At 41.8% G+C, this 12,684-nt stretch carries 8 protein-coding genes and 1 riboswitch; of the genes, 7 read left to right on the top strand and 1 reads right to left on the bottom strand.

The features are described 5' to 3' along the window. Window positions 1-275 precede the first annotated feature (275 nt). From ACMJ0U_RS10915 to ACMJ0U_RS10890, 6 genes are all read left to right on the top strand, one after another. The gene (locus ACMJ0U_RS10915) at window positions 276-1,628 is read left to right on the top strand and encodes a hypothetical protein (protein ID WP_417129946.1); all 1,353 of its coding nucleotides are present in this window, start codon (window positions 276-278) and stop codon (window positions 1,626-1,628) included. 9 nt (window positions 1,629-1,637) lie between these two features. Then, window positions 1,638-2,753 carry a hypothetical protein gene (locus ACMJ0U_RS10910; protein WP_417129945.1) on the top strand — a complete coding sequence of 372 codons (1,116 nt, stop codon included), beginning with the start codon at window positions 1,638-1,640 and terminating at the stop codon, window positions 2,751-2,753. 167 nt (window positions 2,754-2,920) lie between these two features. Then, window positions 2,921-4,201 carry a hypothetical protein gene (locus tag ACMJ0U_RS10905; protein WP_417129944.1) on the top strand — a complete coding sequence of 427 codons (1,281 nt, stop codon included), beginning with the start codon at window positions 2,921-2,923 and terminating at the stop codon, window positions 4,199-4,201. Window positions 4,202-4,205: 4 nt separating this feature from the next. Then, on the top strand, window positions 4,206-5,525 hold the full coding sequence (locus tag ACMJ0U_RS10900; protein ID WP_417129943.1) for a glycosyltransferase family 2 protein: 1,320 nt from the start codon (window positions 4,206-4,208) through the stop codon (window positions 5,523-5,525). 13 nt (window positions 5,526-5,538) lie between these two features. Next, on the top strand, window positions 5,539-6,813 hold the full coding sequence (locus ACMJ0U_RS10895; protein ID WP_417129942.1) for a nucleotide sugar dehydrogenase: 1,275 nt from the start codon (window positions 5,539-5,541) through the stop codon (window positions 6,811-6,813). A gap of 44 nt (window positions 6,814-6,857) precedes the next feature. Next, on the top strand, window positions 6,858-9,029 hold the full coding sequence (locus ACMJ0U_RS10890; RefSeq protein WP_417129941.1) for a hypothetical protein: 2,172 nt from the start codon (window positions 6,858-6,860) through the stop codon (window positions 9,027-9,029). Window positions 9,030-9,142: 113 nt separating this feature from the next. Here the strand turns inward: ACMJ0U_RS10890 and ACMJ0U_RS10885 are convergent, their stop codons facing one another. Beyond that, window positions 9,143-9,859 (bottom strand): precorrin-2 C(20)-methyltransferase, encoded by a 717-nt coding sequence (locus ACMJ0U_RS10885; protein WP_417129940.1) that lies wholly within the window; start codon window positions 9,857-9,859, stop codon window positions 9,143-9,145. Window positions 9,860-9,964: 105 nt separating this feature from the next. Beyond that, window positions 9,965-10,159, top strand: a riboswitch (cobalamin riboswitch). A 139-nt stretch (window positions 10,160-10,298) separates the two neighbouring features. On the opposite strand from ACMJ0U_RS10885, the gene ACMJ0U_RS10880 reads away from it, so the two are divergent. Continuing rightward, window positions 10,299-12,662 carry a TonB-dependent receptor domain-containing protein gene (locus ACMJ0U_RS10880; RefSeq protein WP_417129939.1) on the top strand — a complete coding sequence of 788 codons (2,364 nt, stop codon included), beginning with the start codon at window positions 10,299-10,301 and terminating at the stop codon, window positions 12,660-12,662. Window positions 12,663-12,684 lie beyond the last annotated feature (22 nt).

Below are 12,684 nucleotides of genomic sequence, written 5' to 3'. Positions count from 1 at the left end.
ATTTATATTTTTTTTGTTGTAAAAATCTGATAATCTAGACTATATAAGTAGATATTCATCTCTTAAAGAGAGATGTATGTATAGAATGTAAGCATTGACTTAGATTTGAATATGGTTCGAACTGATTTGTGGTGAAATAATTGTATGTGTCATGTTTTAGATACCTAATTGCTTTTAGCCTTGGTTTAAGGCTAAAAGCAGGTCTGTTATGCCAATTATATAGCATATTCGGAATAAAAATTATTAGTGTGTTAGAGAATTGAAAACGGGAATTTATGAAATGTAAGAGATTTGTGTGTGGGATATTGTTATGGATTTCGATTTTGGCATCGTATGCACAGAAAGTTGATAAAGCAGGGTTGCTCTCTGTATATGACAAGCAGTTTGAATTTTTAGATTCTTTGCTTAAGCAACAGTTTGCAGACCCTTGTGTGCCTTTGCAGGATTTCACTACCGATTTTAATTCCCTTTCAGAGTGTTATGCTGCATTTGAAGGTGCTGTTAATCGGAAAACTCGTGCAAATATTTTGGTGATAAGGAATCAAACAGGTCTTCAATGGTCGAATAATTACTATAACCGTATCGTGCCATATCGGCTTTATCAGCTTATTGATGATGATGGTGATTTTTCCATGGTTAAAGTTCGGTTCCAGACTGATCTGAGCTGGGACTTGATAAATTGTGGGCTTTTGTGGGGAAAATCAAAGATTGCCGCTCATAAACTTGATGCTGAAATGACACTGGCAGATGCTAAAATCAACATGCAGAACAGTTATATAGAAAGACTTACTACAGAAAATGTACAGCGGTATCAGCAAGCTTTGGCTCTTTTGAGATCCTTGCGCTTGCAGAATCTCTTGCTGCTGGAGCAGACAGAAGCGGTCTTGTTCGAGAATCAACAGTCTGGCACAGATAAATTACTGGAAATTATGGGAGAATTCTTTTCGATAGGGCAGCTACAGTCCGTTGATAGTAATTCATTTCAGTCTTTAAGTGGTCTGGCTTATCAGGTGATAGATACTGTGGCTCTGAATACAAATCTTTTTTTGGAAGCAATTAGGTCAAAGAACTATGAGTTGGTAAAACTTGATTTGGGTTTTAAACGGATTGGCACCCAAATAAAACAAACTTCATTTTGGAATAGTGTTACCTTGGCTCCTTTTATTCGTTTTGGAGTTTATGGTATGATTGATAACAGGCGTCAAGGCTCTATTGATATGGGAGTGAATTTCCGCATGCCTTTATCTTTTGAGCAGAGTAAATCTCGGAAAGCCTTAGTCGCCGACCAGCAGATACTGATTGCTAAAAGAGATCTGTCTTATCACTTTTTTCAAGAAGAGGTCTCTCGTTTAGTACAGGAACTTAGTCAATTAAATAAGAAAATGGTATATGAACATCAGCGAATTCAGGAGATGCGGAAGTTATTGCTGAGCCGTTCGGAGGCGTTTAGGAATCTCTATGGTGAGTATAGTCGTCCGGACCGTATTCGGGAGTATAACAGATATATCGCTTGTTTGGAAACTATTGTTCAATTGAAATACCAGAGAAATGTCATATTGATTGATTTACAGAGATATTTGCATGATGAAAAAATAAGCTCGTTTATAAATTACATACAATCTAGTTGATTCATTGTCATGAAAAATTTTGTATACAAAGCGCCTGAACGACAGGCTGAAATTGAATATATTAGAAAGAAGCAGAAACAGAGAATTGCCAAACAGCAAGTTATTTTTATATCGCTTTTCTTATTGTTTGTTGCTGGCCTTGTTTATTACATTGGATACAAACAATATTATTTGGAATTTCCTGGTAATGTGCATGTGAATGTGCAAAAAATAAGGGCAGTTGGAGATTTGATTGTATTCGATATGAATAAGGAAATTGGAGATGTTGTCGTTCCAGGTGATACTGTGTTTTCTTATATGTATTTGGATTATCTTTTGGAACAGGAAAATGTAAACAGGGAAGTTGATGTACTGATTAACTATCGTAAGACAATGCTTGATTTTGAGGAGGCTAGTAATGGAATAAGGGTCAAGAAGTCTAAAATCGCGAAGCTGAAGGAAGATATTGCGGAGGAAGTCTATAACATACAGTTAGGAATTAGTACTAATATGTACAAGTTAGATTTGGAACGACAGTTGCTAGAGGTAGAGGCAGATTTGCGGGCGCAGGAAAATGTGCTTGAATTATTAAGAAAGCAACTTCAGGATGTAAATATGGCATTGGAAAAAAGTAGTATTGAAAATCCCAATATTCAAATGCAGTATCTTACTCATCTGCGAAAAAAAGATTTCAATAGCGGTGTGGTGCATTTTTATGTTGCTTCCGATTCTGCTGTGGTAACAAGTTTGTCGGCGGCGAGGAGATCCCGGATTTTTCGCTCTGAAGATATTATCTATATGCAGCCTTTGGACGCGAATTTGTCTAATATATACATATCGGCCTACGTACCATTTGAGGATGTGAAATATTGTACCCGTGGCACTTCAGCAGAACTTGTGGTAAGTAATGAAATATCCTTGGAAGCTTATGTGGCTGTACAAGGTGCTGAGGCAGTCAAATTGCCTCCTAATCTGCAAAGTAATTTTACACGGAAAATTATGGTGAATCAGACTATTTTCAGGCTGAAAAAAGGGCAGTATATTCCTTTTTGGTGCTTGTCGGAAGGTACTCCTGTTACGGTGAGAATCCGGAAACCTGATGTGAAAAGAAATTCGAAGATGATTAACATCCATATATTACGATGAATATATATTAAAAGTAGAAAGCTATAATGATTGCCACATGGAAAATTGTTACCAATGATAAGGGAAGAAAAATATTGGTGGTTAATGGGATTCTTTCTGATGAGCAGAAAAAAAAACTGCGTTTGGAAGATTACGAAGCAATATATGTAGAATCTTTTTTTAAACAAATGTTTCAGAACTATCACTCTGTTTTTTCGATTCACCCTTTGATGGAGAAAAGTGCTGGTCTGAAACCTATCTTCGTAACGGATAAATTACGTACTAAGCTGGGAATATTAGCAGAAGTTATAGATGGATATGCCGATTCACCTACATCGCCTGGGGTAACGAATAAGATTGAGAAAATCTATCAGAACATTCAGGAAATGGGTATTGTACATCAGACTGTTCTAATAGATACTAAAGAATCTGCTCTTATTCACTCTTTTCGTTTTGTCATTGCCCGTAAACAATTCAAAATGACTCCACTGCTTTCCGTAGGATCAACCTCCGGATATGTAACTCCATTTATTGAAATATTGGAGCGTGCTGGGATTATTGACATTACTTTGCGTAAGCTTTTTCAGCTTAAACTGATAGAACTTGGTTACATACGGCAGACTCGTTTTCTGAATAAGGTATATTTATGTCCGAAATGCCAGCATTCGCACATTCTTTTCGTAGAGGTATGTCCCAATTGTAAGACGTCGGATATTCAGAGTCAGGCAGTGATTCATCATTTTCGTTGTGCCAATGTCTCTCCGGAGACTACCTACATGACAGACGGTATGTTGAAATGTCCTAAGTGTGGTAAATATTTGCGGCATATTGGTGTGGACTATGACCGTCCTACCGACATTTATATCTGCAACAGTTGCACCCACCATTTTACAACACCAGATATGAAAGCCATCTGTACCAGGTGCAAAGAGACTTTTAGTACTGTTCAGTTGGTGCCGTATGATATTTATGAATTTGAATTTACTTCAAAGGGAGTTCATGCATTCGCTTCGAATGAAGCTTATCTCACCCTACAGAAAGATATTGAGGTGGGAATCTCGTCGTATGAAAATTTTGCAGACTCTTTGAGGATGCTGGCCGGGATTAGCCATTCGGATGAGGATTATTTTGTTTTAGGCAGATTATGGATGATGGGAAAAAACGGTATGGTTCTTTCTGTTCGTCCAGATCATATTATTCTGCAATATGTGTATATGCGGTTCAAAAATTTTAAGGTAGCCACAGATGGAAGAATGATTTATATAGCACAAGTGGTGTCTGCTGATGATGAGAAGTTGCAGAATGCTTTCGTACATGAACAGTTTGCCAAGTTACAAAGCGAAATTATGACACTTAAACTAGAATATGTAAATATTCAATATGAAATCTTCAGCGTTTTGAAGAGTGATTTTGACGAACGGTTTGTGAAGGATTTTCAAATTGTTGCACCAGCTATTGATATAGATTAATAAAATGGAAATCATTAATCAATTTTATCAGGCCATATTTGAATGTTTTTCTTTTAGAGTAACCTTACCTGCGTTGTTTTGTATGTTTTGGTTCATGTTTGTAATAGAGGTTCCTCGTTATTTTTTGTTGGAGTTGGTTGTTGCTTTTTATGGAGGGATTACTTATTGGAAGCAGAAGAGAAAACTTACCGTAGCCCGGATGTTACTATATACGGACAATCCGTTAATTACGGTATTGGCTCCCGGGAAGAATGAGGGAAAGCATATCTTTAAGTTAGTTCGTTCCTTACGTGAACAAACTTATCGGAATTTTGAGATTATTATTATTGATGACGGTTCAGATGATGATACTCCATTTATATGTAAGGATTTGGAGAGAAACGGATATATTGATAAGTATTTCCGCCTGAACGAACGTGGTGGGAAAGCAAGCGCTGCTAATTATGGGGTATATCATGCTAGAGGAAAATATATTGTTCATTTAGATGCCGATTCGTCACTTGACCGAGATGCCCTCGAAAAGATCTTGATTCCTTTTTATATGGATAACCGTATCAAAGGGGTAGGTGGTTGTGTAAAGGTACGTAACTCTGATGAAACGGTATGTACGTCCATGCAAGCTTTAGAATATCTTAATACCATACAGGTTGGACGCATGGTTTCGAATTTTCTGGGAATTTACCATATCATATCCGGGGCTTTCGGCGCATTTGATGTTAAAGCGATTAAGCAGGTGGGCTGCTGGGATATTGGTCCGGGACTGGATGGAGATATTACTCAAAAGCTTCGTAAAGCTGGGTTTAAAGTCCATTTTGCACATGATGCAATCTGTATGACGAATGTGCCGTCGAAATGGCATATTTTGTTTAAGCAGCGGCTTCGCTGGTCTAAGTCTTTAGTCCGGTTCCGTATCCGCAAGCATATTAATATGCTTCTCATCAGGCGAAATTTCTCTTTTCTGAACTTTATTTCAAATATGGAGAATATTTTGTTTGATTGTGTATTGAATTACTTATGGTTGTTTTATATCATCCATCTGGGGGTTGTGTATACGGATATGCTTTGGGATATTTTTTTGATAGGATGGATGATTAGATACGTTATGGCGGTCATCTCCTTTGGAGTAGCAATGTTCATCAGCGAGCGTCCTTCTGAAGAATTCAAATTGTTTTTTTATTTGCCGTTACATACGTTCTACGCAGGGTATTTTATGCGTATAACTCGATTGATAGCGCATACGATGGAGTTTTTTTTCTTCTCGTCTTACAAGGATCCTTGGAATCCTTCCAAAACTTCAGTATATGCACGCATTGAAGGAAATTAGTTTATTATAGAATATGAAAGATTTAAAGATTGGAATTATCGGATTGGGATACGTAGGCTTTCCCTTGGCTTGTTTGTTTGCAAGGAAGTATCATACTGTCGGTTATGACCGCAATCCGGCAAGAGTGGATGAACTGAATGCGTGTAAAGACCGCACGAATGAAATAGATTCAGCAGTTATTCGTGAATGCCTGGAAACAAGACTGGTATGTACATCGGAAGAAAAGAAGTTAAAAAACTGCAATGTGTACATTATTACTGTGCCGACTCCTGTGGATATTTATATGCAGCCAGATCTTTCACCTCTGAAATCTGCTAGTGCATTGGTCGGTAAGTATCTTCAGGAGGGAAATATTGTGGTATATGAGTCTACCGTTTATCCAGGTGTGACAGAAGATATTTGTGTGCCTATACTTCAAGATGTATCTGGGCTGGTGATTAATCGGCATTTTTATGTTGGTTATTCACCGGAACGTATTAATCCGGGTGACAAAGAGCACATAGTAGAGAATATCCGTAAGATAACCTCAGGATCTACTCCAGAGGCTGCGGCGATGATAGACTGTCTGTATGCTTCGGTTCTGAAAAATGGCACTTATCTGGCTAAGTCTATTAAAGTGGCTGAAGCCGCGAAGGTGCTGGAAAATGCGCAGCGTGACATTAATATTGCTTTCATGAATGAAGTGGCAAAAATTTTGAATGCGTTAGGCATAGATACTAATGCGGTAATAGATGCCGCTGCTACCAAATGGAATTTCTTGCCATTCAGACCTGGACTGGTGGGTGGGCACTGCATAGGTGTCGACCCTTATTATCTCATTCAAAAAGCTCAACTGCATGGGGTTTCTCCTCGTCTTATGGCAGAAGCCCGGAAAATCAATGATTCTATGGGGAGCTATGTCGCCCATCAGTTGATTAACAAGCTGTGCTGTACAACTCATTGTATTTCTACCAGTAGAATTCTGTTGTTAGGATTTTCTTTCAAGGAAAACTGCCCTGATATTCGGAATACCAGGGTGATTGATGTTTATAATACTCTAAAAAGATTTACTTCGTATATCACCGTGTATGACCCTTGGGCTAATCCAGAGGAAGTTGCAGATGTATATGGTATCCAGATAATCAATAATCTGGATGGGGTAGAAGATGCCTCATTCGAGGCCATTTTGTTGGCAGTAGCTCATCGGCAGTATCAAAAATTTGAATATGAACGATTCCTGGTTCCTGAAGGCATTGTTTTCGATGTAAAGGGACAAGTGGAAACTTCATGTATCACGTATAAATTATAAAAATAATTATTAACTGAAACACTTGAAGAAAGCACATGAAAAGAATGAATTTACAAAGTCGGGTCTGGTTGCTGGGGCTTGTGTCAGTCTTTGCTATGACATCTTGCTCAGATTTCCGTGAGGAGGCTTGGAACAATCGTAAGAAATATGCAGACACTGCCAGTATTACATTACAGACAGATGCTGCAATGCTTACTAAACGACTTGCTTTTCTAGATAATGAAACAATTCCAGCACTAGCCTTGACACGTGCGGGTGTTCCTGCTCCGTCAATTCCCGACAAGGCGGTTCAACTGGCCAGTGCGCCTACTAACTATAACAACGGGGTTACCTTGAGTAAGGAAAATAGTTATTACGTGAATGAAGGAGAGACATTTACCGGTTCCATTTCGGGTAATTCTGCCGATAAGGTTACCATTTATGTAGCCGGTGTCCTGGAAGTGACGGCTTGGTGGCTAATCGGAAATGATGTCATTATTCATATTCTTCCAACAGGAAGTTTGAAATATGCTTCAGATTCCAACAATCATGCTATTGCACTTGTAAAGGACGGTGTGACCATTAATACCTGGGGTACTTTTACGACGTATTATAAAGGAAGTGGTATCCGTATTGCGCCTGATGCGGCCTTGAATGTGTATAATTCAGACCGGGCTGAAAGTTTTTATGTCAATCCTCAAGGGGGAATGTGGGACTGTTCGTTTTGGATAGAAGGAAGTTTTCAGACTGACAGGCCGACCGTTATAGATGGCAATATGCTGGTGAACGGTGGAAAAGCTGTGTTTAATTCAGATTTGGCCGTATCTGAAGAGGTTTATGTACAAGGAGGTTTTGTAGAGCTGAATGGTTGTACCACTATAGAGAAGGACCTCAAATTTCCTTCTGCAGGATTTTTGCGTGTAACAGATTATTTGAACGTTCGTAATATGGAAACTAACCAAGGTTCGATAGATGTTTCTGATGGTGCCCTGATTCAGGTAATGGAAAATCTATTTTTAACAGATGGAGGTCATACTAAGATAAGTGGCCCGAAGAAGGACTATGCTGTCATAGAGGCGGCTGGTATATTTTCTGAAACGGCTCGGCTGTCGCAGTTTATGTCTGGATGTATTGATCTTCATTCCGCTGAAATCAGGCAAGGGAATAGATGGTGGTACTCTGACCCGATTACTTTGGATACATCGAATACAAACGGCGTGATTGTGAATGGTGACACTCGTATCAAAGCGAACGGATGTAACCTCGGCATCGGTTCTTCTGAGGAAGTTGGTAGTGTAAATTTGAAAGAGATTGCAAGGTTATCTCCTCCGGCCGATTATTATTCTGCCACGAGTGTTGCATTCAATGGAAATTTAGCATATGTATCTTGGCATATCAACCCTAAGAATAATTCCGAGATTTTTGGTGGGGGCATTGATGTCATTAATATTACTGATAGGAAGGTGTTGCAGAGCCGTATGAATACTGACGTAAAATATAATCATACTTATTTTTATAACGATTGGCTGTTTACTGCTGGCGGTGATTGCCATTGGGGAGCAATATTGTCGAAGATTCATTTGCAGTATGGCATGTTTGCTGATAATAAAGAAGAGCAGTTGGTAACTCTCACTGGAGTTTCTGGTAATTGTGTAGAGTTAGTGGGAAATACCTTGATAACTGCTTCTGGTGCTGAAGATGGTGGTTTTGATTTGTTGCTTCCTAATTCTGCAAAGAAGCAATTCTCTATTTCTGCTTCGGAAGCGAAGTATGTTTATACAAATGGTGAAAAAGTGATAACCTTGAATAACATGAGTCTGGGTACGGTCAATGTTTATTATGCCCGGAATGGATGGCAGGAGGATATGCTTGATACGCCGATATTGAGTTTCAATGCAGGTGCTATTACCCCTGCAGACGGCAAGAATGTCATTATGTGTAATGAAAAGTATATATATGTTTGTATGGGAGAGAATGGTTTACGGTCGTTCGACATTAATACGGGTGATGAAGTGGCTTATTATAATGTCAAGCAGGTGAATGGTATTGATCTCGACGGTAATTATGTTTACGTAGCGAATGGTTATGGAATAACAGTCCTGAATAAGGAAGATTTGGCTTATGTTTCCTCGTTTGTAGATAATCGTGGTTCTGCTAACTATGTAAAAAAGGGTGAGGATGGATTTATCTATGTCGCTTACGGTATTACCGGAGTCCGTATCTTTCAACTGGAATAATATGTTATGATTAATTCATCATGCTGTGTGTCTACATCGGTTTTGAAGATACGTGTGCGGACATACAGCATATCTTTTGCTTGTTTCAGCATAGGGCACATCGAAATATTGTCTCACTGCTTCCGGCATATCACCATCAGCGAAAAGTAAGGAAACTTCTTTTCTTTGATAATTGCCGGATTTGAGGTATAGAATTCATTAGTCCGGCTGATATTCTCAAAGTAATGGAATTCGGCGTCCGGGTTCGAGTGGAGGTACTGAAGCACGGCCTCTGCGCAAAGCGGCAGTTTCATGATGACGATGACATAGCCGGCATCTATCTTCTCGGCCAGCTCCTCGGCCGTAATGATTCCGGGCACCACCAGCAACCTTTCTTCCTGCTTGGCCAGGTGAATGCCTGCCACGGGCCCTGCGGCAATAAACGCCGGAATACCCGCGATTCGTTTTACTGGCAGCCCCTTGTTCTTGAGAAGTTCGTACAGGTACTGCACGGAAGCGTAAAAACCGGCATCACCCTCGGCCGCCACGGCTATCTGCTGGTGCTTGTGGCAACCGTCTTCTATCTCGTTTGCCAGGTTGTGGTAGACTTTCAGGGCCGCTTCTCTGTTTTTGCTCATCGGGAGCGCAAATGTCCTGATTTTCTTCTGGTCTATTCCCAACGCCAGTAAGGTGTTTGCCGCGTACGACGTTTGTGTGCCTGCAGGAGTGAGGGTGGCAGGGCAGTATATGTACGATGCATTCTGTAAGGCCTTCAGTCCTTTTAAGGTGATAAGTTCAGGGTCGCCGGGACCTAATGATACAAACTGAATTTCGGGGTGAGATAGTTCCATATAGGGTCAATATAACGTTTCATTTCTTTTGTGGTCGCTAAGATACTACCTTTTTCCGTGAAAATGAAAAATCTGCCGTCGTGTGGCATATAAGAAAATATTTTCTACCTTTGTGGCGATATTGGTTCACAGCTTGGTAAAGCGTGATGAAAAGGGAATCAGGTGAAAGTCCTGAACAGACCCGCTGCTGTAAGTTTCGCATGATTTTCAGGAAATCTGCATGCCACTGTCTTTCAGAAAGATGGGAAGGCTCCTGGGAAGAAACAAGTCAGAAGACCTGCCAGTATCTTAAATGGTTTTTTATGCTTTCGGGAAATAAAGTATGAAAACAACGAGCTGGACTTCTCTTTACCCTTTCTGGATATACAGAATCCTCTTCTCTTTGTATTTGTATGTTTTTTCGCGGGCATAGCATGAGGATATGAAGATTTGAGGTATTATGAAACACCTGACGTTTGTTTTTATTTTCTTTCTAGCCGTTTTCGGCTTTTCTGACGCACTTGCACAGGAACTTGCCATCCTTTCCGGAAAAATCACATCTTCCGACGGCCATCCTGTGGCACAGGCTTCGCTGGCCATCGAGGGCACATCTTATGGTACTTATTCGAAGGATAACGGGAGTTACAGGCTTGAGCTCCCGGAAGGGACGTATACCGTGGTCGCTTCTTTCATTGGGTATGAAAGCCAGAAAAAGTCTGTGAAGCTGACCGGGAAAAAGAAGGTGGACTTCATTTTGCAGGAGGAGACGGTGGCCTTGAAGGATGTGGAAGTCTATGCCAAGAGCAAATCGCAGAAGTTGCGTGAAGGGGCGTTTGCCGTCAATGCGCTGGATGTGAAGCCGGTTGTAAACTCTTTGAGCAACCTGAATGAGCTGGTGAACCGTACGTCGGGTGTCAAGGTGCGTCAGGAAGGAGGCGTCGGGTCGGATTATGACTTGTCCATCAACGGGATGTCGGGCAATTCGGTCCGTTATTTCATCGACGGGGTGCCGCTGGAAACGAAAGGTTCCGAGGTGTCGCTGGCCAATCTGCCGGTCAATATCATCGACCACATAGAGATGTACAAAGGGGTGGTTCCGGCTTATTTGGGCTCCGATGCACTGGGCGGTGCCATCAATATCGTAACGAAGAAAGAAAAGAAGAATTACCTGGATATGTCTTACGGGATAGGCTCTTTCCATACACACAAGGCCGACCTGAACGCACAGATTGTATTTCCCCGGAGTGGGGTAATCGTGCGTCCCACCGTCGGGGTCAATTACTCGAAGAATGACTACACGATGAAAGGGGTAGAGGTGTGGGACGAAAGTGTGAGAAAGTATGTGCCGTCCAGCCGCAAGCGTTTTCACGATGATTACTTTTCGCTGCTGGCTCAGGTGGAGGTCGGGGTGACCGGAAAGCCCTGGGCGGATGATTTTTTTGTGACGGCTTCGTATTCGAAGGTGGACAAGGAGTTGCAGACGGGTTCTATTCAGACAAAGGTGTATGGCATGGCCGAGCGCAACGGAAGTGCTTATAATGTGTCGGCACAGTATCGCAAGAAGGATTTTCTGCTGAAGGGATTGCAGATGCACAGCATGCTTTCGCACACGTGGGACTATTCGCTGACGGTAGATACGGCATACCGGGTGTACGACTGGAATGGAGATTACATAGAAAGCTCCAGAAATGAAATTACCGGGCGCGAAAGGTCGTTGCGCCATTACAAGCGCCCCGCCACGATGTTCCGTTCCAACTGGGACTATCGCTTCAACCCGCACCATGCGATTAATTTAAACTACCTGGTAAACAGGACAGGGAATGACCGGTATGACGAGGTGGACAGCAGCTTTGAACCCTCCAACGATGTGGTGTGCAAGCACATTATCGGTCTTTCCTATCATCAGCAGCTGTGGCAGGACAAGATGGAGAATACGTTTTTTGTCAAGGATTACGTGAACCACCTGAATATCCGGCAGACGGACTTGTACTGGCAGACCGGCTCGGATAAGGTGAAGGGAGAAAGTACCGGAAATTACTGGGGCTATGGTGCGGGAACGCGTGTGTCGTTTGGGGAGCCTTTTGCCTTGAAGGCTTCTTTCGAGCATAGCGTGCGTCTGCCTTTGGCGCGTGAGTTGCTGGGCAACGGTTCTACGATATATGCCAACACGGCACTGAATCCGGAAAGGAGTAACAATGTGAATCTGGGGGTGTTTGGTACCTGGCATCCCGGAGTGGGGCATGTGCTGTATTATGAAGTGAACGGTTTCATGCGTTTTGTAGACGATTATATTCAGGCTGTGGTGGCAGAAAAGGAGGGCATGATGCAGTATCAGAATGTGCCTGCGGTGCATATCAAGGGAGTGGAAGGCGAAGTGCGCTATAGCTGGAAGCGAAACCTGCAGTGCATGGCCAATGTCAGCTGGCAGGATGCACGCGACCAGCGTAAATATAAGGATGACGGAAAGCCTTCTGCCACTTATCTGAACCGGGTGCCCAACCGTCCGTGGCTGTTTGGAGCGGCAGAGGTGAACTATACGTTTCATGATGTCTGCCGGAAAAACAGCAGCCTGCGTCTGGAGACTTCTTACCAGTGGGTGCACTGGTATTTCCTGACATGGGAGGCATATGGCTCGAGGGAAAGTAAGGCGCAGATTCCGGCTCAGCATGTGGTCAATGCGGGAGTGACTTATTCTCTGGAGAATGGAAAATACAATCTGTCGGTAAGTTGTGACAATCTCTTTGACAGGCTGGTATACGACCATTACAAACTACAGAAGCCGGGAAGGTCGTTCTTCCTGAAGTTCAGGGTTTTCCTGAACTGACATGTATGTCAGACGAAAAGAA

Source organism: Phocaeicola sp. (assembly GCF_048170425.1).
Lineage (GTDB): Bacteria > Bacteroidota > Bacteroidia > Bacteroidales > Bacteroidaceae > Phocaeicola.
Note: the sequence above shows the minus strand (reverse complement) of the source record. Positions and strands in the feature narration are given on the sequence as shown.

Bases quoted from the DNA above. Each gene is read 5' to 3' on its own strand.
- ACMJ0U_RS10890 (WP_417129941.1), top strand. From the start codon at position 6,858: ATGAATTTACAAAGTCGGGTCTGGTTGCTGGGGCTTGTGTCAGTCTTT.
- ACMJ0U_RS10910 (WP_417129945.1), top strand. From the start codon at position 1,638: ATGAAAAATTTTGTATACAAAGCGCCTGAACGACAGGCTGAAATTGAA.
- ACMJ0U_RS10905 (WP_417129944.1), top strand. From the start codon at position 2,921: ATGTTTCAGAACTATCACTCTGTTTTTTCGATTCACCCTTTGATGGAG.
- ACMJ0U_RS10880 (WP_417129939.1), top strand. From the start codon at position 10,299: ATGAAACACCTGACGTTTGTTTTTATTTTCTTTCTAGCCGTTTTCGGC.
- ACMJ0U_RS10915 (WP_417129946.1), top strand. From the start codon at position 276: ATGAAATGTAAGAGATTTGTGTGTGGGATATTGTTATGGATTTCGATT.
- ACMJ0U_RS10885 (WP_417129940.1), bottom strand. From the start codon at position 9,859: ATGGAACTATCTCACCCCGAAATTCAGTTTGTATCATTAGGTCCCGGC.
- ACMJ0U_RS10895 (WP_417129942.1), top strand. From the start codon at position 5,539: ATGAAAGATTTAAAGATTGGAATTATCGGATTGGGATACGTAGGCTTT.
- ACMJ0U_RS10900 (WP_417129943.1), top strand. From the start codon at position 4,206: ATGGAAATCATTAATCAATTTTATCAGGCCATATTTGAATGTTTTTCT.